Here is a 26,718-nt window from a genome sequence, read left to right as displayed (position 1 = left end):
TCACCACCGTTATCGGGCGCTGAGGGGTCGCTTTGCGGCCCGAACCTAGGTGGTACCACGAGATTCTCGTCCTATTCGGAGAGAATCTTTTTTTGTGCCGCCACACCACAGGAGGATAAGATGAAAGTCAAAGACACGTTGAATCTGGGCAAAACCGACTTCAAGATGCGCGCCGGTCTGCCGACCAAGGAGCCGCAGATGCAGGCGGCATGGGAGGAAAATGGGCTGTACGAGCTGCGCCAAAAGCTCAACGAGGGCAAGCCGACCTTCGTGCTGCACGACGGGCCCCCGTTCGCCAACGGCAACATCCACATGGGCCACGCCCTGAACAAGGTCTCCAAGGACATCATCGTGCGCTACAAGTCGATGAACGGCTTCCGCGCGCCATACGTGCCCGGCTGGGATACGCACGGTCTGCCGATCGAGCAGCAGCTGGCCAAGAAGGGCGTCCACCGCAAGGAGATGTCTTGGGCCGAGTACCGCGAGCTGTGCCGCCAGTTCGCGATGAAAGAGATTGACAAGCAGCGCACCGACTTCAAGCGCCTCGGCGTGCTGGGCGATTGGGATCACCCGTACATCACGCTGCAGCCGGAGTTTGAGGAACAGGAGATTCGCGTTTTCGGCAAAATGGCCGAGAAGGGCTACATCTACAACGGCCTGAAGCCCGTCTACTGGTCCTGGTCGTCCGAGTCGACTTTGGCCGAGGCTGAAATCGAGTACCACGACGTCAAGTCCCCGTCGATGTTCGTCGCCTTCAAGGTGGTGGACGGCAAGGGCCTGCTGGACTCGGACACCAGCTTCATCATCTGGACCACGACCCCTTGGACCATTCCGGCCAACGAGGGGATTGCGGTCAACCCACGCTTCGAGTACGTGCAGGTGAACGCCGACGGCAAGAAGTACGTCGTGGCCAGCGAGCTGTTGACCAAGATTCAGGCGACGCTTGGCTGGCAGGACGTCACCGTGCTGCAGACGCTCAAGGGCACGCAGCTGGAGTACATGACCGGCCAGCACCCGCTGTACGATCGCACCAGCCTGGTGGTGCTGGGTGACCACGTGACGCTTGACGCCGGGACCGGCCTGGTGCACACCGCGCCTGGGCATGGTGAAGACGACTACAAGTGCGGCATCAAGTACGACCTGCCGGTGCTGTCCGTCGTCGACGAGAAGGGCTTCATGACCGAGGACGCACCGGGCTTCACCGGGGTGTTCTACGACAAGGCCAACCCGATGGTGACCGAGGCCCTGAAGGCCAACGGCAGCCTGCTGAAGCTGGACTTTTTCACCCACAGCTACCCGCACGACTGGCGCACCAAGAAGCCGGTGATCTTCCGCGCCACGACCCAGTGGTTCGCCTCCATCGACGCGATCCGCGACCAGATTCTCGGCGCCATCGACCAGGCCAGCTTCTCGCCGGCCTGGGGCAAGACGCGCCTGCACAACATGATCAAGGACCGCGGCGACTGGGTGATTTCCCGCCAGCGCGCGTGGGGCGTGCCGCTGCCGATTTTCTACGCCGAGGACGGCACCCCGATCCTGGAAAAGGCCACCATCGACCACGTCGCCGACCTGTTCGGCCAGTACGGCTCGATCGTCTGGTCCCAGCGCGAGGCCAAGGACCTGCTGCCGGAGGGCTACACCAACGCCCACTCCCCACACGGTGAATTCACCAAGGAAACCGACATCATGGACGTCTGGTTCGACTCCGGCTCCAGCTGGGCGGGCGTCTGCGAGGCGCGGCCCGAGCTGACCTACCCGGCCGACCTGTACCTTGAAGGATCCGACCAGTACCGCGGCTGGTTCAACTCGAGTCTGATCACCAGCGTCGCCGCCAACGGCATCGCGCCTTACAAGCAGGTGCTGTCTCAGGGCTTCACCCTCGACGCCGAGGGCCGCAAGATGAGCAAGAGCCTGGGCAACACCATCGTGCCGGACACGGTGGAGAAGCAGTACGGCGCCGAGATCATCCGCCTGTGGGTCGCCACGGTCGACTCAAGCTCCGACGTGCGCGTGTCGATGGACAACTTCGCGCAGGCCAGCGACGCCTACCGCAAGATCAGAAACACGCTGCGCTTCATGATCGCCAACACCAGCGACTTCGACCCGGCGGCAAACACCGTGGCCTACGAGAACCTTGGCAGCGTCGATCAGTACCTGACCGTGCGCCTCAACCAGGTGATTGAGCAGGTCTTGGCGGCCTACGACCAGTACGACTTCGCGACCGTCGACAAGACCATCTCGAGCTTTTTGGTCAACGACCTGTCCGCCTTTTACCTCGACTTCGCCAAGGATGTCGTCTACATCGAGGGCGAGGACTCGCTGCCGCGCCGCCGGATGCAGACGGTGATGTTCCAGGCGCTGCTGGCCCTGACCAAGCTGCTGACCCCGATTCTGCCGCACACCGCCGAGGAAATCTGGCCGTACCTGAACCAGCCGGAGCAGTACGCGGCCTTAAGCGAGATGCCAAAGGCCCAGACAATCGCCGGCGCGGACGCGCTGGTTGCCCAGTGGCGCGGCTTCATGGCCTTCCGGACCAACGTGCAAAAGGCGCTTGAAACCGCCCGCGACGCCAAGGTCATCGGCAAGTCGCTGGAGGCCAGCGTGACGGTCTACCCGAACCAGGCCGTGCGCGACCTGCTGACCGGTCTGGACGCCAACGTGATGCAGCTTCTGATCACCAGCGCCTTCACCGTGGCGCCTGTTGGGGCCGCGGTGCCGGAAGACGCCGTCACCTTCGACGACGTGGCCGTCTTGGTCGAGCACGCCAAGGGCGAGGTCTGCGCGCGCTGCCGAATGACCACCGAGACGGTGGGCCAGGACCCGCACTTCCCGACGCTTTGCGCACGCTGCGCCAAGATCGTGACCGCCAACTTCCCGGAGGCAGTGGCCGAAGGATTCGAGGCGTAACATGCAGGGACGCGTGAAAAACTTTAACGAGGACAAGGGGTTCGGCTTCATCAAAGTCGAGAACCAGCCGGATGTGTTCGTCCACTTCTCCGCCATTCTCGGCGGGGGCTACAAGACGCTGCACCCCGGCGACACCGTGGACTTTGTGATTGTCGAGGGCCCGCGCGGTCCGCAGGCAGCCAACGTTCAAGTCAAGGATTAAGCCGAACGGTCATCGCACACGCGGTGGCCGTTTGCCATCGGAGGACTCAATGACCGAATTCGCCCTGATTCTACAGTTCGAAGACCACGCGGCCCAGACCCTGGTCGCCTGGCGCGCCGGGATCGGGCAGCTGATTGGACAGCCCGCGGGGGTGCCGCCGCACCTGACGCTGGCCGCCTTCAGCGCCGCAGGCGGGGCGGCGGTGCAGGCGCGCATCGCGGCTGCGGTGGGTCAGTTTGCGGTCGGGCCGGTGCGGCTGGCCAGTCTCGGGGCGTTCATCCCTGCGGTAGTGTACGCGGCGCCGCTGTGGACCCCGGGCCTAGTTGCGGCGAACCGGCTGGCCAACGCGCTGGGCGACGCAGCGCCGACATCGCGTTACGCGCCTGATGGGTGGCAGCCTCACGTCGCCCTGGCCTCACACTTGGGCCCGGCCAACCTGAACGCCGCGCTCATCTGGCTGACGGCGCGGTTCACGCCGCTGACGCTGGTCGAACCAAGGCTGGTGCTGATTGCCTGTGACCCGTACCAAGAGCTTGCCCGCTGGGCGATTCGGTAGGGGAGACGCAAGAAAAGGGTTGGCCAGAGATCGGCCAGCCCGAATTGAACACGAAAGTTGCATCACAGTCGCGGGCCATATGTCAACGCCCACGCGCACAAGGCGGCCACCACGCGTTTCCTAAGTTCGGGAAACACGCGGTGGCCGCCTTGTACTCTGGGCTAAGTGCGACTTATGGCCCAGCATTCGGTGTCGTTACTTGTCTTCGATCTTGCCGTCGTGGGTGCGGGCGACCTTCATCGCGGTGATGCGGATGTAACCCATCTTCTTCACCAGGGTGTCTTGCACCTTGGCCGATTGGATGTAGTTGATGAACTTGGCGACGTCGGCCTTAGGGGAGCCCTTGGTGTACATGTGCTCGTACGCCCAGATGCTCCACTTGTTGGTGGTGACGTTCTCATCGGTTGGCTTCACGTTGTCCAGGGCGACCGGAGTCACGCCGGACTGGATGGCGGAGAAGGCGAGGTAGGAGATGGCGCCCGGGGTCTGCTTGACCATCTTCATCACGGTGCCGCTGGAGTCCTGCTCCTGGGCGGTGATCACCTTGGTGGTCTTCAGGCCGAGTGCCTCGAAGGTGGCGCGGGTGCCGGAGCCCTGGGCGCGGTTGATCACCACGATGGCCTCGTCCTTGCCGCCGACCTGCTTCCAGTTTTTGACCTTGCCGGTGAAGATGTCGACCAGCTGCTTGTGGCTCAGGTTGGTCACGCCGGTGTCCGGGTGCACCACCGGGGCGATGCCGACCACGGCGACCTGGTGATCGACCAGGGCGTTGGCGTCGACGCCGTCCTTCTCCTGGGCAAAAATGTCGGAGTTGCCGATGGTCACGGCACCGCTTGCCACCTGGCTGAGGCCGGCGCCGGAGCCGCCGCCCTGAACAGTGATGTCGGCGCCAGGGGTTGCCTGCTGGTAGTTCTGCGCCGCGGCCTCAACCAGCGGCTGCAGGGCGGTGGAGCCCACCGCCACAATCTTGGTCGGCGCGGCGTCGGTGCTGCTCGAGCTCGTCTTCTTGGCGTCTCCCTGGGCGCTTTGGCTCCCGCAGCCCGCCAGGACGAACAGTAGTGCTAAGGTCGTGAACAATCCAGTTTTCTTCATCATCTTTCCCCCATTAGTTAGGATAGGCTTATCATACCCGCCGCCGGTAAAAATCCGGGCCGGTTCGGGTATCGGTTGCGTATCGATTCGGTAAAGTGTGTAAAGAATGACAGGACTGCCACTTGGCCTTTCAGAAAACATCGGCGTATACTAATCAGTAATCAAGCTGCGGGAGGCAATCATGCAAAGCTACGTCAACGACCCGGTCGTCCAGAAGAACCGCTGGTGGATCATCACGGCGGTGGGAATGTTCACCATCATGTCCACCCTGGACGGCTCCATTGTCAACATCGCCCTGCCGGTCATGGCCCGAGACCTCGGGGTGCCGATGAATCAGGCCGAGTGGGTGGTGTCCAGCTACCTGATCGTGATCTGCGCCCTGCTGCTTCTGATGGGGAAGCTGGGGGACACACTGGGCAAAATCCGCGTGTTTCGCCTCGGCACGGTGCTGTTCACCATCGGTTCGCTGTTCGCCGGCTTCAACCATAGCTTCGCGCTGCTTCTGGCGGCGCGGGTGGTGCAGGCGCTCGGGGCGTCGATGACCATGGCCAACAACAACGGCATCATCACCGAGGTCTTCCCGCTGCGCGAGCGCGGCAAGGCACTGGGGCTGATCGGCTCCTTCGTCTCGGTCGGCTCGATCGCCGGGCCCGGCATCGGCGGCCTGATCCTCGGCCAGCTGCCGTGGGGCTACATCTTCTGGATCAACATCCCGATCGGCCTGCTGACGATGGTGATGGGGCAGCTGGTGCTGCCGCGTGACCTGGCGCCGTCGCACGCGCCGATCGACTGGGCCGGCTTTGCCAGCTTCGTGGCGCTGATCGTGCCGTTCTTCGTCGCCGTCAACCTCGGCCAGGTGGTGGGCTTTGGCGACTGGCGGGTGCTCACGCTGTTTCTCGTCGCGGTGCTCGCGCTGTTGCTGTTCATCCGCATCGAGCGGCGGCACTCCGCCCCCCTGGTCTCGTTCAAGCTGTTTCAAAACGCGGAGTTCACCATCAGCCTGCTCGCCGGCTTCTTGATCTTCGTCACCAACTTTTTCTTCAACGTGATCTCACCGTTTTACCTCGAGAACGCGCGCGGGCTCTCGGCGACGACGGCCGGGTACATCCTGATGATTTTTCCCATCGTGCAGGTGGTGGTCGCGCCGCTGGCAGGCTCCCTTTCAGACAAGATCGGCCCGTACACCATCACGCTGGTGGGGCTGGTCATCATCCTCGTCAGCCAGCTCGGCTACGCCTTCTTGAACCTCTCGACGTCGCTGGCCTGGGTGCTGCTTTTGATCGGCGTGATGGGACTTGGCAACGGCTCGTTCCAGTCGCCGAACAACACAGTGGTGATGAGCGCGGTTGACGCGCAGGACCTCGGCATCGCCGGGGGGCTGAACGCGCTGGCCCGCAACCTCGGCATGGTGGTCGGCATCTCGACGGCCACCACGGTGCTCTTCTCCGCGATGAGCCACACCGCCGGGCGCAAGGTGACCACTTACCTGCCGGCGCACCCGGACTACTTCATCGTCGGGATGCACGTCGCCTTCGCCGTTGCCGCGGTGATCTGCCTGGTCGCAGTCGGCCTGACGGCGTACCGGATGCGGCAGCAGAAGCAGGGCTGAGGCCTGCGCGATGGTCGCCGCCACTGTATTGTATGCGGATAGCAAAGCGCCAGTGTTCCCACCAAATGGCGGGAACACTGGCGCTTTTGACTGCGGTGAGAGGGAGGGGGCTAGGCCTGCGGGTTGCCGCCGTTCATGCGGCCGGAGGTGTAGTCCAGCAGGTGATTCTTCAGGTCGTTTTCCATGTTGGCCAGCTCGGCCTCGGCGGCCTTGCGCTTGGCGCGGCCGTCCTGCTGAATCTGCAGGGTCTGCTTGAGCGTGTCGACCAGGTCGTTTTGGGTCTGGGTCAAGGTCTCGATGTCGACGACGCCGCGTTCGTTCTCCTTGGCGGTTTCGACCGCGGAGATCTTGAGCATCGCGGCGTTCTTCTTCAGCAGGTCGTTGGTGGTCTCAGAGACCTGGCGCTGGGCGGTGACCGCGTCCTTTTGGCGCAGCAGGGTCAGGGCGATGGCGACCTGGTTCTTCCACAGCGGAATCGCGGTGTTGACACTGGCCTGAATCTTTTCGGCCAGTGCCTGGTTCGTGTTTTGAATCAGGCGGATCTGCGGGGCCTGCTGCAGGGTGATCTGGCGGGCCAGCTGCAGGTCGTACGCGCGCTTTTCAAGCCGGGCCTGGAACTGCTTGAGGTCGTTGACCTCCTGGACCTTCATCTGGTCGCCGGATTCCTGGGCCGCCTTGAGGGCTTCGGGGATGGTGGTGGTCTCAAGCTCTTGAAGCTTCATCTTGGCCGCGGCAATGTAGATGTTCAGCGCGTCGAAGTACGCCTTGTTTTGGCCGTACAGCTCCTCGAGCATCTTGTTGTCGGTCAAGAGGCCCTGCTGCTCCTTTTCGAGCCGGCTGGCGATCGCGTCGATCTGGGCGCCGATCTTCTGGTACTTAGCCGTGATCTCGAAGATGGAGCGGCGCACCTTACCGAACATCTTCTTGAAAATGTTGCTGTTTTCGGCGCGCAGCTCGTCCGGGTTGGCCTCGTTCAGCCGCGCCATCAGGCTGGACAGGGCATCGCCGACGGCCCCGGTATCCTGGCTTTGCACCTGGTCCAGCATGGTCTGAGAGAAATTGCCGAGCTGCTTTTGGGCCGCGGCGCCGTAGCTGAGCACGGCGTCTTGGCTCTTGACGTCCAGCTGCTTGGCCAGCTCCTTGGCCTGCGCCTCCTGCTCGGGGCTCAGGGTCGGCGCGGCGGCCGCCTGCTCCTTGGGCTGTTCGGCCGGGGCGTTGGTCGTGGCGGAAAAGGGCTGGCTCAACAGGTCATTGACCAGGCTTTGGGTATCGGTTGACTGCTGTTCTTCACTCATGTGTTTTCTCCATTTCTTCCTTGACGGCGCTCAGGTCCAGCTCGTGGCCGGGCAGGGTGGTCGATTCACTCAGGCGCGGGCGCTCCTGCATCTGCTTTTTGGCGAGGGCCACGGACGCCTCAAGGTCGTCCAGGTCGTTTTCGACGAAGGCGGCGTAGTCGGTCTTGATCGCCTCGGCGAGGTCACCCAGCGCGTTGGCCGCGGTGGTCAGCACGTCGTAGGTGTCTTGGGTCTTGACCTCGTGGTGGCTGATCTCCTCGTACTTCTGCGCGATGTTGACCAGGTTCGGCAGCTGCTCGTAGACGAAGTGGCCCGCCGAGGCCAGCTGCTTGGGCGTTTTGACCACGGCCTTGAAGTAGGCGTGCATCACGTTGTCGAGGTCGTGGTTGAGTGCCACGCTCTTGAGCTTGGGCACGCGGTTTTCGATGGTCTCGAACTGGCGAATCTGGGCGGCGACCTGATCCATGGTCTCGCGGAACAGGTCGATCTCGCTTTCGCTCAGCCCGGACTCGGCGTAGTGCGCCGCCATGCGGTCGGTCAGAGGCGGCGCGACGGTCGGGGCGGCCGGGCGCGGGCGGCTCAGCTCGCCGATCAGCCGGGCGAAGCCGAAGACCAGCGCCACGAACACGGCCAGCCAGACCTGGGTGCTGAACAGGCCGATGGCGAGGCCGCCGAGGGTCCAGACCCCGACGCGCCACCAGCGAATCTGCTTATCTTTTTTTCTCACGGGCTCACTTCCTGAATTGTTATCGTGCCTTCAGTTTACCATAGAATACGGGGTGGAATATCGGCCCTAGGATTGACTTTCTTTTAGATTTGGTTAAGCCGTTGGCGAATCCCCGAGAGATTGGTAAGATACTGGTGAGGTATGTGATGGAAAAAATTGTTGCAAGTGAGCGCCTGTACACCGGGCGCATTCTGGAGCTGAACCGCCTGACCGTGCGCCTTCAAGATGGCACCACCGGTTATCGGGAGGTGGTGCACACCAACGGCGCGGCCGGCGTCCTCGCCCGGCGCGCGGACGGCCGCGTGCTGTTCGTGCGGCAGTGGCATACGCCGCTTGGCCAGGAGACGCTGGAGCTGCCGGCCGGGCGCATCGAGCCGGGCGAGTCAGCCCTACACGCCGCCCAGCGTGAGCTGAACGAGGAGGGTGGACTGGCCGCGGACACGTGGCAGCCGCTGGGCCGCACGTATCAGGCGGCGGGCTTCTCGGACGCGAGCATCACGCTGTTTGCGGCGTCCGGGCTGCACGCACCGGCCGCCGCGCGGTCGCAAGACCGCGGCGAGTTTGTGACCGGCACCTGGCTGACGCTTGAGGCGGCGCTGGCCGCACAACAGGCCGGCACCATCTGCGATGCCAAGACCGTGATTGGATTGCTGCACTGGCAGCTGAGGAGGTAACCGATGTCAGACATTCCCACCAGAAAGGCCTTTCGTGAGGCCCAGGCCAAGGCCGAGTCGCAGGCCGAAGAACGCGACGTCAAGCGCCGCCAAGTCGAGCGCGACTACGCCAAGGAACAGGAGAAACGCAAAAAGCCCGTTCCGGGGCGCTTCGACAGCGTGACCTACACGAAGGTCAACAGCCTGAAGAAAAAGCTGAACTGGGCAATCGGCATCGTCATCGTGCTTTTGATCATCGTGGCGGTGGTCCTGTTCAAGCTGTGAGCAATTGCGGCTTACCAATTGTTAGGGTAGAATAGAAGCTTGTAAATACGCGGCGATGAGCCGAAAGAATGGAGTCCAAGACATGAAGATTGGCGTTATCTGTGCAATGGAAGAGGAGATCCGCACGCTGCGGGCCCAGCTTGACGGGGAGTCCGAGCGGCAATTCGCCAGCCAGCACTACTACGAAGGCACGATTGAGGGCATCGACGTGGTGATGGTGGAATGCGGCATCGGCAAGGTGCAGTCGGCGATGACCACCGCGGTCTTGATCAACCAGTACCAGCCGGACGTCGTGATCAACACCGGATCCGCCGGTGGCATCGGCGAAGGCCTGCACATCGGCGACGTCGTGATCGCCAGCGCCGTGGCCTACCACGACGTCGACTCCACCGCCTTCGGCTACCTGCCGGGGCAGCTGCCGGACCAGCCGCAGAAGTTTGCGACCGACCCGGACCTGGTCGACGCCATCGCCAAGGCGGCGACCACCGTTGACCTGACCACGCACGTCGGCCTGATCGTCTCCGGCGACCAGTTCATCAACAGCACGGCTTCCATTCAGCGCATCCACGGCATCTACCCGGATGCCCTGGCCTCCGAGATGGAGGGCGCGGCGATCGGTCAGGTCGCCACCCAGTTCCACGTGCCGTTCGTCGTGATCCGCGCGATGAGCGACGGCGGCAACGAGGAGGCCAGCGTCAACTTCGATGACTTCATCATCGAGGCCGGCAAGCAAAGCGCCGCGATGCTTCTGGCCTACATTCACCAGCTGGCCGCGTAAGCCGACCGGCACCACATTTATCCGCAAAGAAGGCACAACATGGCTCACATTTACCTCGACAATGCCGCCACGACGCCGATGGCCAAGCCGGTCATCGCGGCGATGACGGAACAGATGGAACAGGACTTCGGCAACCCCAGCTCCACGCACTGGTTCGGACGGCAGGCGCACACCGTGATGGACGCGTCCCGCCAGGTGCTGGCGGCCAGCATCAATGCGCGGCCCGAAAACATTCAGATCACCAGCGGCGCCACCGAGGCCAACAACACCGCCATCACCGAGGTTGCCCACGCCAACCGGGACAAGGGCAACCACATCATCACGACCGCCATCGAGCACCCCAGCGTCTTGAAGCCGCTGGCGCAGCTGGAAAAAGAGGGCTACGACGTCACCTACCTGCCGGTGGATGAGGCGGGGCACATCAGCCTCGCGGACTTCGATGCCGCGCTTGACGACCGCACGATTCTGGTGTCGGTGATGACCGGCAACAACGAGGTCGGCAGCGTGATGCCGATTCAGGCCATCGGGCATCGGCTGGCCGACCACCAGGCGGTTTTCCACACCGATGCAACGCAGGCTTACGGGCTGCTTGACCTCGACGTGGATGCGCTTGGCGTCGACCTGCTCTCCGTGTCGGCGCACAAGATCAACGGGCCCAAGGGCATCGGTTTCCTGTACCGGCGCGCCGGCGTCAACTTCCCGCCGCTTTTGCGCGGCGGTGAGCAGGAGTCGAAGCGCCGGGCGGGCACCGAGAACGTCGCGGCGGTGGCCGGCTTCGCGGCGGCGGTCAAGCTGATCACGCCGCAGGAGAAGGCCGATCGCCAGGCCAAGTACCTCGGCTTCAAGCAGCAGATTCAGGATTCGCTGCGGGGTGCAGGTGTCGACTTTGTCGTCAACGGCACGGTGGAGGCGGGGGCTTTGAACCACGTGTTCAACCTCTGGTTTCCGGGCGTGTCGACCTACGCGCTGCAGACCAACCTAGACCTTGCCGGGTTCGCCGTCTCCGGCGGGTCGGCCTGCACCGCCGGCAGCCTCGAGCCCTCGCACGTGTTGACCGCGATGTACGGGGCCGACAGCCCGCGGATCGCCGAGTCGATTCGCGTGTCCTTCGGCAAGGCGACCACCACCATGGACATCGCGCAGTTCATCCAGGCGCTGATCAAGATTGTCACGCGCCTGCGCGCCAAGGCGGCCAAGTAAGCGCTTTGCGCCACCGCCAAGCAATGGTAGAATGGAAGAAAGCAGTTAGGGGGAGAGAACATGGCATTAGCAAGCACGGGATCCGCTCTTGGCGATCCCAAGACCTACAAGATCGGGGCCGGCATCAAGCGCTACACCTTGATGGACCTGGGATTCGTTCAGACCAAGAACGGCAACTTCCAGCTGGAGCGCAGCCTGGATCCCAACTCGCCGTTCACCGCGGCCAACAAGCTGAAGGTCACGGTCAAAAAGGACCTGACCGCCTTTCAGATGGGCGTCACCACCGGCAACGGGCTCAAGGCGCTGAACATCTTCAAGGACGACCGCACCGCGGACAACGTGGAGCAGTACCACTACCTGATTGAAAACCTGATTGAGCGCGACGTCCTCGAGGAGGCCTAGCGCACCGATCACGGCCCGGGGCGCCTCAGCGCCTGCGGGCCATTTTTGTGCCCCGGGTTCGCCGGCGCACCACTTGCTAACTTTTGGTTAGGATTGTTTTTCCAAGGGGGACTGGTATAATTGGTTCTACTGGAATTGTCGACCTTCAAATCGGAGAACTCCAGAATCTGATTGAAATGATGGTGATCATTTTGGACAATAGCAACACGCGCGTCGTGGTGGGGATGTCCGGCGGGGTGGATTCGTCTGTCACCGCACTTCTGCTCAAGCAGCAGGGCTACGACGTGGTCGGGGTCTTCATGAAAAACTGGGACGACACCGACGAAAACGGCGTCTGCACCGCCACCACGGACTACGAGGACGTCGCGAAGGTGGCCGCGGAAATCGGCATCCCGTACTACGCGATCAACTTCGAAAAGGAGTACTGGGACCGCGTGTTCCAGTACTTCCTGGACGAGTACAAAGCGGGCCGCACGCCGAACCCGGACGTGATGTGCAACAAGGAGATCAAGTTCAAGGCCTTCCTCGATTACGCCGAGGAGCTCGACGCCGACTACATCGCGATGGGCCACTACGCCCAGACGACCACCGATGACGACGGCGTGGTTCACATGCTGCGCGGCGCCGACGGCAACAAGGACCAGACCTACTTTCTCAGCCAGCTCTCGCAGGATCAGCTGAAGAAGTCGCTGTTTCCCATCGGCCACCTCCAAAAGCCTGAGGTGCGCGCGATTGCGGCCGAGTACGGCCTGGCGACGGCGGCCAAGAAGGACAGCACCGGCATCTGCTTCATCGGTGAGCGCAACTTCAAGCAGTTTTTGAGCACCTACCTGCCGGCGCAGCCCGGCAAGATGATGACCGTGGACGGCGTCGAGATGGGCACCCACGACGGGCTGATGTACTACACCATCGGCCAGCGCTCCGGCCTTGGCATCGGCGGCAACACGCAAAACTCCGAGCCGTGGTTCGTGGTCGGCAAGGACCTTGCGACCAACACGCTGTACGTCGGCCAGGGCTTCAACCACCCGGCACTGATGGCGACCAGCCTCGACGCCTCGCAGATGAGCTTTTTCACCGGCCACGCGCCAGCCGAGCAGTTCCACTGCACGGCCAAGTTCCGCTACCGCCAAAAGGACACCGGCGTGACGGTGACCATGAACGGCGACCAGGCGAAGATCGTCTTCGACGAGCCGGTGCGCGCGATCACCCCGGGCCAGGCGGTCGTCCTCTACGACGGCGCCGAGTGCCTGGGCGGCGGCACCATCGACCTGGCGTACAACGACGCCAAGGTGCTTCAGTACATCTAACTTCACAGCGACAATCTGCGGGTTGACCGGTTTTGCGGTCAGCCCGCTTTTGGCCTTCAGACGGGGGCCGTGGCCCCGGAACCCCGGTCGCCGCCGGCCCGCCACTCTGGTATAATGGTGGCAAACATACGTACGGAGGGTGAAATAGATGAACAAGCTAGATTGGACAACGCCGCTGGGCACGATGACGCTGGCGGCGGATGAGGTGGGGCTGTGCGGCGCCTGGTTTGCCGGGCAGGCGTACTTCGGCGCCGGGGTCGATCTGGACCAAGCGACGGTGGCGGCGACGCCGATCCTGCGCCGGGCCGCGGCGTGGCTCGACGCCTACTTCGCCGGGGCGCGCCCCGCAGTCGACGTGCCGCTGCACGCCGCCGGCACGCCGTACCGCCAGGCGGTGTGGACGGCTTTGACCGCGATTCCTTACGGGGAGACGGCGACCTACCGCGACCTTGCGCAGGCGGTCGGCGGCGGGGCCCGGGCGATCGGCGGCGCGGTGGGGCACAACCCGCTGTCGCTGTTCGTGCCCTGCCACCGCGTGGTCGCGACCGACGGGGCGCTGACCGGGTACGCCGGCGGGCTGGAGCGCAAGGCGGCGCTGCTGACGCTCGAGGGCGAGCGCGTGGTGGCCGGCCGGCTGGTCCGCGCCTGACCGCACCCGCGGCCGGGGAGCCGGCGCAGTTGGCCGCCTACGCGCCGTTTTGATCGACGTGCGAGGCCAATCACCGCTTGCCTTTGCCTGCGGTGGCCGTGCTTTCCCGGGAGCCCTTGAAATCCGCCCCCGAAATCGCGATAATTAAGGTTATCGATAAGGGGGTCACGGCTTGACGCGGTTATACTTTGTGCGACACGGGAAGACGGAATGGAACTTGGCGGGGCGCTACCAGGGGGCCAACGGCGATTCGCCGCTTTTGCCCGAGAGCTACGAGCAGATTCACCAGCTGGCCGGTGCGCTGGCGGGGGTGGCGTTCGCCCACGCCTACGTCAGTCCGCTGCCGCGGGCACAGGAAACCGCACGGGTGCTGATTGCAGACCTCGGCCAGGCGATTCCGGTCACCACCACGGTGGGGATGCGCGAGTTCGACCTGGGCAAGATGGAGGGCATGGCCTTCACCGAGGTGCACAAGCGCTACCCCCAGGAGCTGTACGCCTTTCGCCACGCGCCGGCCGACTACGACCCCACCGCCATTCAGGGCGAGAGCTTCCAGGCGCTGATCGCGCGGATGCAGCCGGTGGTGCTGGACGCTGTGGCGGCGGACCGCTCAGGCAACGCCAACCTGCTGTTCGTCAGCCACGGCGCGGCCCTGGTGGCGCTGATCCAAAGCCTGCTCGGCACGCCCCTGGCCGACATGCGAAAGCGCGGCGGGCTGACCAACTCCAGCGTCACCATTCTCGAGGCGGCGGGGCCGACGCTGCCGTTCAGCCTGATTCGCTGGAACGACACGGATTTTTTGACCAAGCGGCCCGACCCGACCGACACGATTTAGGAGGCACCATGGCAGACAAAATGATTGCGCAGTTCAACCGCGGCGAGCACGACGCGGCGATTCAAGAGGCGGTGCGCCGCATCGACGACAAGCCGACGGACCCCAAGCGCTACGCGACGCTGGCGACGATGCTGATCGGCATCAAGGCCTACGACGAGGCCAGCCAGCTATTGCTCAAGGCGCTGGGCCTGTTTCCCGGCGACGTGGAGCTGACCTACGACGCAGGGCTTCTGGCGTACGCCCAGGAGAACTTTGCGCTTGCGGTGCGCTACTTCCAGCAGCTGACCCAGGGTGCTTTGGCCGCCGACGCGCAGTACATGCTGGCGCTTAGCTACCAGCAGCTGAACCAGCCGGCGCGCGCGTTGGCCTTTGCGCTGACCGCCCACGAGGCGGACCTGACGCGGCTGGACGCGGCGGAGCTTGCCGCCGAGCTGCTGCTGGGGCTCGGCGTGTTCGAGCAGGCTGCGGCGCTGTTGAAGCCGTTTCGCAAGGTGCAAGACGCCAAGGTGCTTTTCACGTACGGCATGGCCGAAAGCGGCGCGGGGCGCGACGGCAGCCGGTGGCTTGAGGCGGCCGAAAAGCTCGACCCCAAGGGCTACAAGGCGCAGGCGGGACGGGTGCGCGACATCGCCGGGTTCCTGAAGGTTCAGCGCAATGACTGAGTGCCACCTGACCGGGCGCGTCAAGGCGATTTTTTACGAGAACAGCAGCACCTTCTTCAAGATTCTTCTGGTGGGCATCACCCAAAAGGACTTCGACTGGCCGGAAAAAGAGATTGTGGTCACGGGCAGCTTCGGCGACATCAAGGAGGAGGAGAGCTACGGCTTCGTCGGCAACTTGGTGAACCACCCCAAGTACGGCGGCCAGTTCGCCGCCAGCAACTACCAGGTTGCCAAGCCCACCTCCAAGCAGGGGCTGATTAACTACCTGAGCTCCGACAAGTTCCCGGGCATCGGGGCCAAAACCGCCGGGCGCATCGTCGACGCGCTGGGCATGGGGGCCATCGACAAGATTCTCAAGGACGCCAAGGTGCTGGCACCGCTGGGGCTGAACGCGCAGAAGCAGGCCGTTTTGGTCGACAACCTGACCGCCAACCTCGGCATGGAGCAGGTGATCATCGGCCTCAACGACCTGGGCTTCACCAGCACGATGGCCGCGCGCATCTACCAGCTCTACGGCACCGACGCGATGCACGTGATCGAGGAGAACCCGTACCAGCTGATCGCCGACGTCGAGGGCATCGGCTTCAAGCGGGCCGACGCGATTGCGGCGCACCTGAACGTCGCCGCCGATGCGCCGATGCGCCTGGCCGGGGCCGTGCTCGACGTGCTGGGCACGCTGACGGAGGGCACCGGCGACACCTACGCGCTGCTGCCGACGCTGCTGCACGACACCGTCGCGATGCTCGAAGGCGCGCGCAACGTTGAGATCGCGCCTGACCAGGTGGCCGACGCGATGCTGGCCCTGACGCGAAAAGGGGAGCTGTTCGTCGAGGCCCAGCACGTGTTCCCCAAGCGCCTGTACGACGCGGAGCGCACGATTGCCGACCGGCTGCGCCTGTTGACCCGTGCCGCGGCCGACCCAGTCAAGCCCCGCGCGATCCAAAAGGCGATCAAGGCCGTCGCCAAGGCCGAGGGCATCACCTACGACGAGACGCAGACCGCGGCGATCCAGACCGCGATGCAAAACCAGGTGTTCCTGCTGACCGGCGGCCCCGGCACCGGCAAGACCACGGTGGTCAACGGCATCGTGCGGGTGTTCGCCGCGCTCAACGACCTGTCGCTGGACCCCAACGCTTACAAGGACGAGCCGTTCCCGTTCATGCTGGCGGCGCCGACCGGCCGTGCGGCCAAGCGCATGATGGAAACCACGGGGCTGCCGGCCAGCACCATCCACCGCCTGCTCGGACTTGCCGTCGACAGCCAGGAGTTCGAGCCCAAGGACCTGCCAGACGGGCTGTTGATCGTCGACGAGATGTCGATGGTGGACACCTACCTGTTCCGCACCCTTTTGGCCTCGGTTCACCCCGGCATCCACCTGATCCTAGTCGGGGACAAGGACCAGCTGCCAAGCGTCGGCCCCGGCCAGGTCTTCGCCGACCTGCTGCGCAGCCGCACGCTGCCGGCGCTTGAGCTCAGCCACATCCACCGCCAGGACGCGACCAGCTCGATCATTCCGCTGGCCCACGCGATCAACGCCGGCAAGCTGCCGGCGGACTGGCAGCAAAACCGGCCGGACCGCTCCTTCATCCTCTGCCCGCCCAATCAGCTGGCGGCAGCGGTGGGGCAGGTCGTGGCCAAGGCCTCGCGCAAGTTCGCCAAGAGCGAGCTGCAGGTGCTGGCCCCAATGTACCGCGGGGTGGCCGGCATCGACCAGCTCAACCCGCTGATCCAAGACATCCTGAACCCGCGCCGCGACGCGCGGACCAAGGAGGTCACCGGGCCGTTCGGGGTGTACCGCATTGGCGACAAGGTGTTGCAGCTGGTCAACAACCCCGAGGCCAACGTGTACAACGGCGAGCTCGGCGAGGTCGTCGGCATCACCGAGGCCAAGCAGGCCGACAGCAAAACTGACGAGCTGACCCTGGACTTTGATGGCAACGAGCTGACCTACCAGCGCTCGGACTGGGGCAAGATGACCCTGGCCTACGCGACCTCGATCCACAAGGCCCAGGGTAGCGAATTTTCCGTCGTCATCCTGCCCCTGACGCTGGGCAGCCGGCGGATGCTGAGGCGCAACCTGCTGTACACGGCCATCACCCGGGCCAAGGACTTCCTGATTCTGATGGGCGACCCGCGGGCCTTCGAGCTGGCCGTGTCGGAGCTGGCGGACAACCGCCAGACCGCGCTGGTGGCGCGGCTGCAGGCGGTGATGCCGGCCACGGCCGCACCGGTTGGCGGCGCCACGGCGCCCGCGGCGGCCCCACCGAAATCGGCGATTGCGGACAGCCCGTCAGCGCCGGCGGCCCACGCGGGGGCCGAGCCGAGCGCCGCGCCTGATGCGGCGGCCGCAACCGCGGTCGCCAGCCAGCCGGCCGCGGCGTCAACCCCAAGCGGCCCCCCGTACCGGCTGACGAAGGAACTGGTGGCGCAAAACGCCATCGACCCGATGATCGGCATGGCCGGCATCGCACCCATTGCCACAAAGTAGACTAGAGAGAGGTTTTTATGGCAGACATACGATCCGAACTTGAGATTCGCCGGGTCACCCCGGCGGACCTGGAGCAGTTCAACGACCTGTTGGCTTACGTGTTTCAAGTCACCGCCGAGGACGAGGCCGAGGGCGGCTACGAGGAGGGGGAGCTCGAGCGCGCCAAGCGCCCGGTGCTCGAAAAATCCGACGTCATCGGCTGGTTCCACAAAGACGAGCTGATCTCGCAGCTGGCCATCTACCCGTGCCGCGTCAACCTGCACGGCACCATCTACGAGATGGGCGGCCTGACCGGCGTCGGCACGTACCCCGAGTACGCCGGCCATGGGCTGATGCACGACCTGGTGAAGCTCGGCCTGCGCCACATGCGCGACCACGGGCAGTGGATCTCCTACCTGTACCCCTACAGCATTCCGTTCTACCGCAAAAAGGGCTGGGAGATCATGTCCGATCACCTGACGTTCGACGTGCGCGACACGCAGCTGCCCAAGGCCGATGCGAACATGCCGGGCCACGTCGAGCGGCTGGAGATCGACGACCCCGACGTGATCGAGACCTACAATCGTTTTGCGCTCCACAACCACGGCGCGATGATTCGCAACCAGCTGAACTGGGACGAGTACTGGCGCTGGGAGAACGAGGAGGAGCGCGTCGCCGGGGTTTACTACGACGAGCACGACATTCCGCAGGGTTACGTGCTGTACTGGATTGCCTCCGAGGTTTTTCACATCAAGGAGATGGTCTACAACACGCAGGAGGCGCGCCTCGGCCTGTGGAACTTCGTCGCCGCGCACTTCTCGATGGTCGAGCACGTGCGGGGTAACATCTACAAGAACGAGCCGCTGCACTTCCTGCTGGACGACGGCGACATCAAGCAGACCATCCACCCGTACTACATGGCGCGCATCGTCGACGTCGCCGAGTTCCTGAAGGCCTACCCGTTCGTCGAGCCCGGGGCGCCGCTGCACTTTGTCGTCACCGATCCGCTGGCGGAGTGGAACAACCGCACCTTCGGCCTCTGGTGGGACGAGTCGGGGAGCATTCACGTCACGGACCGGCCGGTGGGCGAGAAGGTGGTTGTCGACATCCAGACGTTGACCACGATGCTGATGAGCTACCGCCGGCCATCGTACCTGGCCAAAATCGAGCGGCTGACCGCGTCCAAGAAGGCGCTGAAGCTGCTCGAGGGCATCATTCCCATGGATGAGCCGTACTTCTCGGATTACTTCTGATGCCGCAGACACGAAAGGCGCTAACCGCATTGATGAAGTGCCCTACAATTGTTAGACAAGAAGTCTAACGATTGTGGGGCTTTTCTTATGACTAAATACAGTAGTGAATTTAAAATCAGGGTTGTCTCCAGGTATCTTAAGGGTGGCATAAGCTATAAAAATCTGTGCACAGAGTTTGGAATACCCCATGCCAGAATCGTCCAAACTTGGGTTAATCAGGCTAAGGCTCATGGCCTCGATTCTCTAAAAGTTAAGCATACAAACGTTGAATACTCCCAAACATTCAAGATTGCAGTGGTAGAGTATGTGCATACACATCAAATAAGTCGTGCGCAAACTGCGGCTCATTTCGGCATCTCACCCAGCCAGGTCAATTCTTGGTATCGCATCGTGAGAGATCAAGGGGTGGCTGGATTGCGCACTACTCAAAAAGGGAGACCAGCCATGGGTAAGCACAAGAAAATCAAACCAATCAAGAAACTTGAGCCGACGCAGGAAGAGAAGTACCAACAGGAGATTCTGGAACTCAAAAGCAAGCTTCACGAGGCAGAGCTGGATCGTGATATTTTAAAAGCACTCGCGACCCTGACGAAGAACTCACCGAAGCACTCTCAGCAAAAGTGAAGGCGGGCATCGTTACCTCGTTGAGGTCGCGCTATGGTTTTCAAGAGCTGCTTAGGCAACTCAAGTTGCCTCGAGCAACGTACTATGATCGCCTTAAGCGGGATAAGAAGGCCGACAAGTACGCTGAGATTAAGAAGTTCATCAAGCGGGTCTACTACGATTCTAGGGAGACGTACGGTTACCGGCGGATTCATGATGAAGCGTTGAAGCACGGGTTTCATTATGCCGAGGAGACGATTCGACGTCTGATGAGCGACATGGGCTTGAAAGTGACGATTTACTCCAAACACACGGCCAAGTACCACTCATACAAAGGCACGGTTGGTAATATCGTCCCCAATATCTTGAAGCAACATTTTGGCGCGAAACAGCCGCTCACCGTCCTTCACACCGATGTCACCCAGGTTCGGCTCTATAACGGCGAATGGGGTTACATCTCGTCGATTACCGATGAGGCTAGTCGCGAAGTCCTCGCCACCATTGTCAGTGCCTCACCAAATAAGGCGCTTATCCAAGCGACGCTTGACGAACTCAAACATCATCTCAAAGCAGGAGTACGACCGATTCTTCACTCTGATCAAGGCTGGCAGTATCAGATGCCAGACTATCAGCAGCGCCTGAAGGACATGAACATTGTTCAGAGCATGTCACGCAAGGGCAACTGCCATGATAATGCGCCAATTGAAAGCTTCTTCAACCTGATGAAGCGCGAGTGCCTGAATCGTTATCGGATTGATGACCTTGCCAGCCTGCGCCAGCTGGTGAACGGCTACGTTGATTGGTTCAACAATGCCAGAATCTCGAGAACCAAAAATGGCCTGACCCCAGTCGCGTACCGGGAACAGGCCATGATTGCTTGATTCAAAATTGAACTTGTCTAACTTTTCTATTGCACTTCATTGATGCGGTTAGCGCCTTAATTTGCGTCTGGATTGATGTTTCGCTGGCCGGTGGCCTCAGTGCGTGCCGCTGCGCCCTGGTTTTCGTCGGGCTACGCGGCGCAACGGCCACTCATCCAGCTAAGAACGGGCACCGGGCCAAAGTGCGGCCCAATGCCCGTTCTTACGCTAGCCGTTGGCCTAAGTACGCGCCGCTTCGCCCTGGTATCGTCGGGCTGTGCGGCGCAACGCAGGAGCGGCCAGCTGCGAAGAGGGACTCGGGCCAAAGTGCGGTCCAAGTCCCTCTTCTTCGCTACCCGTCCTGCTAAGTGCGTGCCGCTTTGCTCTGGTTTTCGTCGGGCTACGCGGCGCAACGGCCACTCGTCCAGCTAAGAACGGGCACTGGGCCAAGGTGCGGCCCAATGCCCGTTCTTACGCTAGCCGGTGGCCTAAGAGCGCGCCGCTTCGCCCTTGTATCGTCGAGCTGTGCGGCGCAACACAGGAGCGGCCAGCTGCGAAGAGGGACTCGGGCCAAAGTGCGGCCCAAATCCCTCTTCTTCGCTAGCCGTCCTGCTAAGAGCGCGCCGCTTCGCCCTGATTTTTAGTCCAGCTTGATCCAAAACGGCTGCTTGACCACGTTGAAGTCCAGATCGTAGGGGCGGGTGCCCATCTCCTCGCCGTCCATCTGGCCGAACTCAAGCGAGCTGGTCTCGACGCGCAGGTGCTTGGCCTTGAAGTGGTGCACGGCCTTGTACTTCATGTGCTTGCCGCGGATCAGCTCCAGCAAGAGGAACAGGAAGTAGGGGATGTTCAGGTTCTCGACCACGATCAGGTCGATTTCGCCGTCCGTCGGGGTGGCGGTGGGCAGGATGCGCACGCCGCCGCCGAAGTACGGGTGGTTGGTGGTGGTGCACAGGAACGCGCGCGGAATCAGCTCGAACTTGCCGTCGTGGTGCACGGTGACGGGGAACGGCTTGCGCGAGAAGAAGACGTTGACCACGCCGAACATGTAGGCGAGGCTGCCGAGGTGGAGCCGGTTCAGGATGCGCTTGTAGTTGCTGCGGTTGGCCGCGGCGACGGCGGCGGCGTCGAAGCCGACGCCGATGTTGTTGACGAAGTAGCCGCTTTCGTGGCGGCTCGCCTCACTGTACTGGCCGATGTCGAGCACGAGGGGCTCCGTTGCGGCGAGAATCTGGTCCAGCGCCTTCATCGGCTCCTGTGCCATACCGATGCCGCGGGCGAAGTCGTTGCCGGAGCCCGCGGGGATGTAGGCGACGGGGAGCAGCGGCTGGTCCGTCTGGCGCAGGCCACTGATGGTCTGGTTCAGGGTGCCGTCGCCGCCGATGACCATCACCACCGCGTGCTCATGCTTGTTGAAGCTGCCGATCTGCTTACCCAGCTGGACGGCGTGCCCGGAGTAGCGGCTGACGCGGATCTCGTATGGGAGCTTGCGGGCGTCGAGCACCTTGCGCACGGCCTTGAAGGTCGCCACGGAGGTGCCAGACCCCGCTGCGGGGTTGAAAATAATATAGTAAAAGACGTCGGCCATGCGGATCCCTCTTCCTCAATTTCACTAAGTTTGATTATACCGGCTGATTTTGGATAAAACAACCGAATCGCGCCGCGGCAACAAAAAACCGAGGCGCCAGCAGGCGTCTCGGTTCAAGCTCACAGCGTGATCAGCATCGGTAAAATAACAGGGTGGCGCTCCGTCTTGTCGAACAGGAACTCCTGCAGGTTGGCGATGATCGCGTCCTTGAGCATGCCCTCGGTCACCTTCTCGTTTTGCTTGAAGGTGGTCTTGATGGTGCGGTACACGCGGCGCTGGGCGGAGTTGATCAGCTCGCCGGACTCGCGCATGTAGATGAAGCCGCGCGACAGCAGGTCCGGACCGGCCAGTACGGCCTGCTTTTGCATGTTGATCGTGGCGACCACGACCACCAGGCCTTCCTCGGACAAAAGGCGCCGGTCGCGGATCACCGCGTTGCCGATGTCGCCGATGCCCGAGCCATCGATGTAGACGTCGGCGGCGGGGAAGTGCCCCGCGCGGCGCACGGAGTCCTTGCTCAGGGCCAGCACGTCGCCGTTGTCCATGATGAAGCAGTGGTCCTCGGGGATGTGGCACTCCTGCGCCAGCTCCGTGTGGATCTTCAGCATCCGGTACTCGCCGTGGATCGGCATGAAGAACTTCGGCTTCATCAGGCGCAGCATCAGCTTCTGCTCCTCCTGGCCGCCGTGGCCGGAGGTGTGGATGTTGTTGACCTTGCCGTGGATGACCGTGGCGCCGGCCTCCTCGAGCTCGTTGATCACGTGGTTCACGCTCACGGTGTTGCCCGGGATCGGGTTGGAGGAGAAAATCACGGTGTCGCCGGGCTGAATGGAAATCTGGCGGTGGGTGCCGTTGGCGATGCGCGACAGCGCAGCCATCGGCTCACCTTGCGAGCCCGTGCAGAGAATCATGACCTCCCCGGCCGGAATCTTGTTGAGCTCGTGGCTGTCGATCAGCACGTCGTCTGGAATGTCCAGGTAGCCGAGCTCGCGGCCGTTGACCATCGCGGTTTCCATCGAGCGGCCGAACACCGCAATCTTGCGGCCGTGGTCCATCGCCGCCTGGGCGGCCTGGGCGATGCGCGAGATGTTGGAGGCGAAGGTCGCGAAGATGATGCGGCCCTCAATGCCGTCGAACAGGTGGCGAATCGAGTGGCCGACGAAGCGCTCGGACTTGGTGAAGTTCGGGATCTCGGCGTTGGTCGAGTCGGACATCAAAAGAAGGACGCCTTCCTCACCGAGCCGGGCCATTTTCTGCAGGTTCGGCGCCGGCTGGTCGCCAACCGGGGTCAGGTCGAACTTGTAGTCCCCGGTTTCGACGATTACGCCTTGCGGGGTGTGGACGGCGACGCCCAGGGTGTCCGGAATGCTGTGGGTGGTGCGGAAGAAGTCGACGGTGACCTTGCGGAACTTGAGCACCGTGTCTTCCTTCAGCTCGTGCAGCTCGGTGGTGCGAAGCAGCCCGTGCTCCTCGAGCTTGCCGCGGATCAGGGCCGCGGCCAACGGCGGGGCGTACACCGGAACGTTCGGCACCTGCTTGAGGAAGTAGGGGATGCCGCCGATGTGGTCCTCGTGGCCGTGGGTGATCACCAGGGCCTGAATCTTGTCTTGGTTCTGGACTAGGTAGGAGTAATCGGAGATCACGTAATCAATCCCGAGCAGATCATCCTCCGGGAACTTAATCCCGGCGTCGATGACGATGATCTCGTCTTGGAACTGAACCCCGTACATGTTCTTGCCGATTTCGCCCAAGCCGCCGATCGCGAAGACGGCGGTTTCGTTGTTCTTGACGTTAAGTTTCATCTAGGTTAAAACTCCGTCAGCTCAAAGCCCGGTTCTTGCTGCTCGAAGGCCAAGAACTTGCCTGAGAGTTCCTGCACAAGCTCGATGTTGTAAGGGGTGTTATCTTCAACGAGTGCGCGTGCTGCCGCTGCCGAATCCGCCTGGAGGTAAAGCGTCTCCGTGGTTTCCCGCTTCGGGTTGCGGATTTTGTCTGGTTGGTACAATACTTTGTAGATCATAGTGGACTCCTTTCGTGTACGCCAAAAAACTCCCCGTGAGCGGGGTGATTTAGCGATTTACCGGTCAAATGTTGAAGTTTCTTCAACAGTTACGACTATCTTATCATAGATGGCGGCGTGACGCCACGCCCTAACGCCCGCCGGCAAGGCGTGTCCAGATGCGGCCAGGTTGGTCGATGCGGTATACTGGAGTCACAAGGAGGTGCTGACATGATCTGGTGGTTGATGGCAGTGATTGCGGTGGTGGCGCTGATTTTCGCCGTCTTGGTCGTGCGCGCGCTGCGCAGGCGCCGTGCGCTGCGGCTGTTTCTGGCGCGCAACCAGCGGGTGTGCGATCAGGTTGTGACCGCGGCCCTGACGGCGCTTGGCTGGCCCGAGTCGCCGCTGGTGCCGGCCGCGCCGGTCGCCGACGTCTGGGGCCACGGCATCGCGGCCTTCGAGTACGTGACTCTGGCGCCGGATTCGGACGCTGAGGCGGTCACCAAGGCGACGCTGGGGCAGGCGCTGGTGGATGCAGCCGCGGAAATGGCGACGGCGGGGCAGGTCACCGTCACCCCGGAAGCCGCCGCCGAGTTCGTGGTCACCGATTTTTGGCTGCGCGACGGGCTGATCCACTTCGATGTGGCGCGCCTGGTCAACCCGGCGACGCGCGAGTACGTTGAGGATGTGCGGCGGGTGTGAGGGCCTGCACCGCACTGGATTCCTGAGACAAGACAACGGCGCCTGCCGCAGCTCCCCGGATCAGGGAAGCTCGCGGCAGGCGCCGTTGTCTTGTGCTTAGTTGTGTGAAGCTTAGTCGATCAGGATGCCCTCGGGCTTCATGTGGAAGGGCTGCTTCTTGTCGATGTGGTCGTAGAAGAGGATGCCGTTGAGGTGGTCAATCTCGTGCTGGCAGACGATGGCAGGGTAGTTCTTGAGCCGCACCTTCTTGGTCTCACCGGCCTCGTTTTGGTAGCGGATTGTGATGCGGTCGTGGCGCACCACGTAGCCCGGCACGTCCTTGTCCACGCTCAGGCAGCCCTCACCCTCGGACAGGGCTGCCTCCTGGACGCTGTGGCTGATGATGACGGGGTTGATCAGCACTTCCTTGAACAGAATCTCGTCGTCGGGGCCGGGCACGAGCACCGCGGCCATCGCCTTGCCAACGCCGACCTGCGGCGCGGCGAGGCCGACGCCCGGGCGCAGCTTGTACTTTTCGTTTTCCTTCTCGTCCTGGCTGATCACCAGGTACTCCATCATGTCGTCGGCCAGCTTCTTGTCTTCAGCCGAAAGCGGGAACGCGACCGGCTGCGCGGTGGCGCGCAGCACCGGGGCCCCGTCGCGGGTGATGTCTTTCATGAGATACACGGTCCAGACCTCCAATTCATTATTCCTCATTACCTTACCACACCGGCGCGCAACAAAAAAGAAAATCTGCAAGGCGCGGCCTTGACACCCGCCGGGCAATCACGTATGATAAGTAAGTAGTTGAAAACCGGTGCTTTCCGTTAGGTGAGGCTCCTATACGAACAATGCTGCTGCTCAGAAACATCCAGAGATGCCAATGAGTCAACTGCGCTTGTCTACAAAGGCTTGCGCTAACGTAGCTGAACGAGGGTTCTAGGCGTATAGTGCTAAAACTAAACGATTGGGATGCAGATCGCGCGCATGCCCAATTGGTGCGCGCTTTTTCGTGCAACGGAACGTGAATGAAAGGTGGTGAGCACATGAAACAAACAGCGATTGATGGCGGTAACCCCGACAATGCGGATCCCCGAAGATTTGTCCTTGTGCCGCCACTTAACTTAATAATGAGGTAAAGCGGCATCGGACCTCCTCGGGGTAGAGAGGAGATCGACGATGTTGATGCAAGTACAAAGCGGCTTGACCCGCTTCGAGGTCAAGCAACAACAAGTTTTCAAGCGGACGAGCGCCGTGGTACGCCCGGCGTTCGCCCTGCGCCCGATCATCCTGCTCGGGCTGGGTCTTGGCGTCGTGCTCGGCGACTGGACCACCTCCGGCATGGTTGGGTTTGCCCTGGTTGCCCTGATCACGGCGGCAACCCTGCTGGGCCACGCGGCCTTTCGCCGCTGGCTCGCCCGGCTTGACGCGCCACGCCAGGTGCTGGTGGTGCGCGACGGGCTCGCCCGCGCCGTCGACGCGGCGGAGCTGGTCGCCGGTGACATCGTGCAGGTTCAGGCCGGCACGGTGCTTCCCGCAGACGTGGCCGGGACGGTCGCGGCCAAGCCGAGTGCGTGGCTGCGCCTGATTGCCCTGGCAACCGGCATGACCGCCGGCACGATTGCCGCCGGCAGCCGCTTCACCGCGGCCGGTCAGGTTCAAGTCGTGGCCGTCGGCGCCGACCGGCTGGTGGTGCGCCAGGTCGCAGGCGATGCGACCGCCGGTGCGGCCTTCACGCTGGTGGGCTGGCTCGCTCAGGCCGCACTCGGCCTGGCCGCGCAGGTGCGCCTGGCGCTGCACCAGTTCGGGCAGGGTCAGGCAGCCCTGGCATGCCGCCCGGTGGCCCGCGCCATCGACGCACGGCTTCACACGATTCTCGGGGCGTTGAACGCCCTGGCGACCCTGGTTGGGACCAGCGGGCACGACGCCAAAGAGGCGGCGTTCCGCTACAACCAGGACCCGGTCTCGTGGCGCTTGGCCTAATTTTTGACTCAGATGACACGATTGCGCAAAGGCGGTCGGCGCGTTTCCCTCGGGGGAATGCGCCGGCCGTTTTGTGCAATGCTGCGGCCGGCGGGCGATAATTGTAGCCAATCGGGTCAAAAAGC

At 62.8% G+C, this 26,718-nt stretch carries 26 protein-coding genes, 1 pseudogene and 1 riboswitch; of the genes and pseudogenes, 20 read left to right on the top strand and 7 right to left on the bottom strand.

Going from position 1 to position 26,718, the window contains the following annotated elements; translation table 11 throughout:
- Positions 1–120: 120 nt before the first annotated feature.
- Genes ileS through LE416_RS04895 form a run of 3 tightly spaced genes read left to right on the top strand, consistent with a single transcriptional unit; the run spans position 121 to position 3,665 of the window.
- Positions 121–2,907 carry an isoleucine--tRNA ligase gene (gene ileS / locus LE416_RS04905; protein ID WP_225047366.1) on the top strand — a complete coding sequence of 929 codons (2,787 nt, stop codon included), beginning with the start codon at positions 121–123 and terminating at the stop codon, positions 2,905–2,907.
- A gap of 1 nt (position 2,908) precedes the next feature.
- A complete protein-coding gene (locus LE416_RS04900) occupies positions 2,909–3,109 on the top strand; it encodes a cold-shock protein (protein WP_225047365.1) in 201 nt (66 codons plus the stop codon).
- A 49-nt stretch (positions 3,110–3,158) separates the two neighbouring features.
- On the top strand, positions 3,159–3,665 hold the full coding sequence (locus tag LE416_RS04895) for a 2'-5' RNA ligase family protein (protein ID WP_225047364.1): 507 nt from the start codon (positions 3,159–3,161) through the stop codon (positions 3,663–3,665).
- A 195-nt stretch (positions 3,666–3,860) separates the two neighbouring features.
- Here the strand turns inward: LE416_RS04895 and LE416_RS04890 are convergent, their stop codons facing one another.
- Complete coding sequence (locus LE416_RS04890) at positions 3,861–4,757, bottom strand: phosphate ABC transporter substrate-binding protein (protein ID WP_420844378.1); 897 nt, start codon at positions 4,755–4,757, stop codon at positions 3,861–3,863.
- 181 nt (positions 4,758–4,938) lie between these two features.
- On the opposite strand from LE416_RS04890, the gene LE416_RS04885 reads away from it, so the two are divergent.
- Positions 4,939–6,366: an MFS transporter gene (locus tag LE416_RS04885; RefSeq protein WP_225047362.1), complete on the top strand. Its 1,428-nt coding sequence runs from the start codon at positions 4,939–4,941 to the stop codon at positions 6,364–6,366.
- A 110-nt stretch (positions 6,367–6,476) separates the two neighbouring features.
- Here LE416_RS04885 and LE416_RS04880 read toward each other — a convergent pair whose 3' ends face one another.
- Together LE416_RS04880 and LE416_RS04875 are read right to left on the bottom strand one after the other, a co-directional pair.
- A complete protein-coding gene (locus tag LE416_RS04880; RefSeq protein ID WP_225047361.1) occupies positions 6,477–7,661 on the bottom strand; it encodes a toxic anion resistance protein in 1,185 nt (394 codons plus the stop codon).
- Positions 7,654–8,388 carry a 5-bromo-4-chloroindolyl phosphate hydrolysis family protein gene (locus tag LE416_RS04875; protein WP_225047360.1) on the bottom strand — a complete coding sequence of 245 codons (735 nt, stop codon included), beginning with the start codon at positions 8,386–8,388 and terminating at the stop codon, positions 7,654–7,656. Before LE416_RS04875 ends, LE416_RS04880 begins: the two co-directional genes overlap by 8 nt.
- A gap of 146 nt (positions 8,389–8,534) precedes the next feature.
- Between LE416_RS04875 and LE416_RS04870 the strand changes: the two genes are divergently transcribed.
- The 14 genes and pseudogenes from LE416_RS04870 (at position 8,535) to LE416_RS04805 (ending at position 20,363) form a co-directional block, all read left to right on the top strand.
- Positions 8,535–9,062, top strand: coding sequence for an NUDIX domain-containing protein (locus LE416_RS04870; protein ID WP_225047359.1), 528 nt, complete (start codon positions 8,535–8,537; stop codon positions 9,060–9,062).
- Positions 9,063–9,065: 3 nt separating this feature from the next.
- Positions 9,066–9,326 (top strand): hypothetical protein, encoded by a 261-nt coding sequence (locus tag LE416_RS04865; protein WP_225047358.1) that lies wholly within the window; start codon positions 9,066–9,068, stop codon positions 9,324–9,326.
- 82 nt (positions 9,327–9,408) lie between these two features.
- Positions 9,409–10,104: a 5'-methylthioadenosine/adenosylhomocysteine nucleosidase gene (locus tag LE416_RS04860; protein ID WP_225047357.1), complete on the top strand. Its 696-nt coding sequence runs from the start codon at positions 9,409–9,411 to the stop codon at positions 10,102–10,104.
- Positions 10,105–10,143: 39 nt separating this feature from the next.
- Complete coding sequence (locus LE416_RS04855; protein ID WP_225047356.1) at positions 10,144–11,304, top strand: cysteine desulfurase family protein; 1,161 nt, start codon at positions 10,144–10,146, stop codon at positions 11,302–11,304.
- Positions 11,305–11,364: 60 nt separating this feature from the next.
- The gene (locus LE416_RS04850; RefSeq protein WP_225047355.1) at positions 11,365–11,706 is read left to right on the top strand and encodes a DUF1831 domain-containing protein; all 342 of its coding nucleotides are present in this window, start codon (positions 11,365–11,367) and stop codon (positions 11,704–11,706) included.
- A gap of 188 nt (positions 11,707–11,894) precedes the next feature.
- Positions 11,895–13,013, top strand: a complete 1,119-nt coding sequence (gene mnmA / locus LE416_RS04845) for a tRNA 2-thiouridine(34) synthase MnmA (protein WP_338034767.1) — start codon at positions 11,895–11,897, stop codon at positions 13,011–13,013.
- 148 nt (positions 13,014–13,161) lie between these two features.
- On the top strand, positions 13,162–13,662 hold the full coding sequence (locus tag LE416_RS04840) for a methylated-DNA--[protein]-cysteine S-methyltransferase (RefSeq protein ID WP_225047353.1): 501 nt from the start codon (positions 13,162–13,164) through the stop codon (positions 13,660–13,662).
- Positions 13,663–13,834: 172 nt separating this feature from the next.
- On the top strand, positions 13,835–14,497 hold the full coding sequence (locus tag LE416_RS04835) for a histidine phosphatase family protein (protein WP_225047352.1): 663 nt from the start codon (positions 13,835–13,837) through the stop codon (positions 14,495–14,497).
- Positions 14,498–14,505: 8 nt separating this feature from the next.
- Positions 14,506–15,159, top strand: coding sequence for a tetratricopeptide repeat protein (locus tag LE416_RS04830; RefSeq protein WP_225047351.1), 654 nt, complete (start codon positions 14,506–14,508; stop codon positions 15,157–15,159).
- Complete coding sequence (gene recD2 / locus LE416_RS04825) at positions 15,152–17,647, top strand: SF1B family DNA helicase RecD2 (protein ID WP_225047350.1); 2,496 nt, start codon at positions 15,152–15,154, stop codon at positions 17,645–17,647. The genes LE416_RS04830 and recD2 overlap by 8 nt, the downstream gene beginning before the upstream one ends.
- Positions 17,648–17,664: 17 nt before the next feature.
- Positions 17,665–18,879: a GNAT family N-acetyltransferase gene (locus LE416_RS04820; RefSeq protein WP_225047349.1), complete on the top strand. Its 1,215-nt coding sequence runs from the start codon at positions 17,665–17,667 to the stop codon at positions 18,877–18,879.
- An 87-nt stretch (positions 18,880–18,966) separates the two neighbouring features.
- Positions 18,967–19,308: pseudogene (locus LE416_RS04815) on the top strand (transposase); the annotation flags it as partial.
- Between the two features lie 15 nt (positions 19,309–19,323).
- Positions 19,324–19,503, top strand: a complete 180-nt coding sequence (locus LE416_RS04810; protein WP_225047806.1) for a hypothetical protein — start codon at positions 19,324–19,326, stop codon at positions 19,501–19,503.
- Positions 19,500–20,363 (top strand): IS3 family transposase, encoded by an 864-nt coding sequence (locus tag LE416_RS04805; RefSeq protein WP_225046558.1) that lies wholly within the window; start codon positions 19,500–19,502, stop codon positions 20,361–20,363. Before LE416_RS04810 ends, LE416_RS04805 begins: the two co-directional genes overlap by 4 nt.
- 619 nt (positions 20,364–20,982) lie before the next feature.
- On the opposite strand, the gene LE416_RS04800 is transcribed toward LE416_RS04805, so the two are convergent.
- From LE416_RS04800 to LE416_RS04790, 3 genes are all read right to left on the bottom strand, one after another.
- Positions 20,983–21,930, bottom strand: a complete 948-nt coding sequence (locus LE416_RS04800; protein WP_225047348.1) for a diacylglycerol/lipid kinase family protein — start codon at positions 21,928–21,930, stop codon at positions 20,983–20,985.
- Positions 21,931–22,049: 119 nt separating this feature from the next.
- Positions 22,050–23,732, bottom strand: a complete 1,683-nt coding sequence (rnjA, locus tag LE416_RS04795) for a ribonuclease J1 (protein ID WP_225047347.1) — start codon at positions 23,730–23,732, stop codon at positions 22,050–22,052.
- Positions 23,733–23,737: 5 nt separating this feature from the next.
- A complete protein-coding gene (locus LE416_RS04790; protein WP_225047346.1) occupies positions 23,738–23,950 on the bottom strand; it encodes a DNA-directed RNA polymerase subunit epsilon in 213 nt (70 codons plus the stop codon).
- A 210-nt stretch (positions 23,951–24,160) separates the two neighbouring features.
- Between LE416_RS04790 and LE416_RS04785 the strand changes: the two genes are divergently transcribed.
- Positions 24,161–24,631, top strand: a complete 471-nt coding sequence (locus LE416_RS04785; RefSeq protein ID WP_225047345.1) for a hypothetical protein — start codon at positions 24,161–24,163, stop codon at positions 24,629–24,631.
- 111 nt (positions 24,632–24,742) lie between these two features.
- On the opposite strand, the gene def is transcribed toward LE416_RS04785, so the two are convergent.
- Positions 24,743–25,297, bottom strand: coding sequence for a peptide deformylase (def, locus tag LE416_RS04780; RefSeq protein WP_225047344.1), 555 nt, complete (start codon positions 25,295–25,297; stop codon positions 24,743–24,745).
- Between the two features lie 129 nt (positions 25,298–25,426).
- Positions 25,427–25,589, top strand: a riboswitch (M-box (ykoK) riboswitch).
- Between the two features lie 200 nt (positions 25,590–25,789).
- On the opposite strand from def, the gene LE416_RS04775 reads away from it, so the two are divergent.
- The gene (locus LE416_RS04775; RefSeq protein WP_225047343.1) at positions 25,790–26,593 is read left to right on the top strand and encodes a P-type ATPase actuator domain-containing protein; all 804 of its coding nucleotides are present in this window, start codon (positions 25,790–25,792) and stop codon (positions 26,591–26,593) included.
- The last annotated feature ends 125 nt before the right edge of the window (positions 26,594–26,718 follow it).

Origin of the sequence: Lacticaseibacillus kribbianus, assembly GCF_020180945.1 — a bacterium.
Lineage (GTDB): Bacteria > Bacillota > Bacilli > Lactobacillales > Lactobacillaceae > Lacticaseibacillus > Lacticaseibacillus kribbianus.
Note: the sequence above shows the minus strand (reverse complement) of the source record. Positions and strands in the feature narration are given on the sequence as shown.

Bases quoted from the DNA above. Each gene is read 5' to 3' on its own strand.
- LE416_RS04860 (WP_225047357.1), top strand. From the start codon at position 9,409: ATGAAGATTGGCGTTATCTGTGCAATGGAAGAGGAGATCCGCACGCTG.
- LE416_RS04840 (WP_225047353.1), top strand. From the start codon at position 13,162: ATGAACAAGCTAGATTGGACAACGCCGCTGGGCACGATGACGCTGGCG.
- LE416_RS04870 (WP_225047359.1), top strand. From the start codon at position 8,535: ATGGAAAAAATTGTTGCAAGTGAGCGCCTGTACACCGGGCGCATTCTG.
- LE416_RS04790 (WP_225047346.1), bottom strand. From the start codon at position 23,950: ATGATCTACAAAGTATTGTACCAACCAGACAAAATCCGCAACCCGAAG.
- LE416_RS04880 (WP_225047361.1), bottom strand. From the start codon at position 7,661: ATGAGTGAAGAACAGCAGTCAACCGATACCCAAAGCCTGGTCAATGAC.
- LE416_RS04820 (WP_225047349.1), top strand. From the start codon at position 17,665: ATGGCAGACATACGATCCGAACTTGAGATTCGCCGGGTCACCCCGGCG.
- rnjA (WP_225047347.1), bottom strand. From the start codon at position 23,732: ATGAAACTTAACGTCAAGAACAACGAAACCGCCGTCTTCGCGATCGGC.
- LE416_RS04850 (WP_225047355.1), top strand. From the start codon at position 11,365: ATGGCATTAGCAAGCACGGGATCCGCTCTTGGCGATCCCAAGACCTAC.
- recD2 (WP_225047350.1), top strand. From the start codon at position 15,152: ATGACTGAGTGCCACCTGACCGGGCGCGTCAAGGCGATTTTTTACGAG.
- ileS (WP_225047366.1), top strand. From the start codon at position 121: ATGAAAGTCAAAGACACGTTGAATCTGGGCAAAACCGACTTCAAGATG.
- LE416_RS04885 (WP_225047362.1), top strand. From the start codon at position 4,939: ATGCAAAGCTACGTCAACGACCCGGTCGTCCAGAAGAACCGCTGGTGG.
- LE416_RS04800 (WP_225047348.1), bottom strand. From the start codon at position 21,930: ATGGCCGACGTCTTTTACTATATTATTTTCAACCCCGCAGCGGGGTCT.
- LE416_RS04830 (WP_225047351.1), top strand. From the start codon at position 14,506: ATGGCAGACAAAATGATTGCGCAGTTCAACCGCGGCGAGCACGACGCG.
- LE416_RS04785 (WP_225047345.1), top strand. From the start codon at position 24,161: ATGATCTGGTGGTTGATGGCAGTGATTGCGGTGGTGGCGCTGATTTTC.
- LE416_RS04890 (WP_420844378.1), bottom strand. From the start codon at position 4,757: ATGAAGAAAACTGGATTGTTCACGACCTTAGCACTACTGTTCGTCCTG.
- LE416_RS04855 (WP_225047356.1), top strand. From the start codon at position 10,144: ATGGCTCACATTTACCTCGACAATGCCGCCACGACGCCGATGGCCAAG.
- LE416_RS04900 (WP_225047365.1), top strand. From the start codon at position 2,909: ATGCAGGGACGCGTGAAAAACTTTAACGAGGACAAGGGGTTCGGCTTC.
- LE416_RS04775 (WP_225047343.1), top strand. From the start codon at position 25,790: ATGTTGATGCAAGTACAAAGCGGCTTGACCCGCTTCGAGGTCAAGCAA.
- LE416_RS04865 (WP_225047358.1), top strand. From the start codon at position 9,066: ATGTCAGACATTCCCACCAGAAAGGCCTTTCGTGAGGCCCAGGCCAAG.
- LE416_RS04895 (WP_225047364.1), top strand. From the start codon at position 3,159: ATGACCGAATTCGCCCTGATTCTACAGTTCGAAGACCACGCGGCCCAG.
- LE416_RS04810 (WP_225047806.1), top strand. From the start codon at position 19,324: ATGGGTAAGCACAAGAAAATCAAACCAATCAAGAAACTTGAGCCGACG.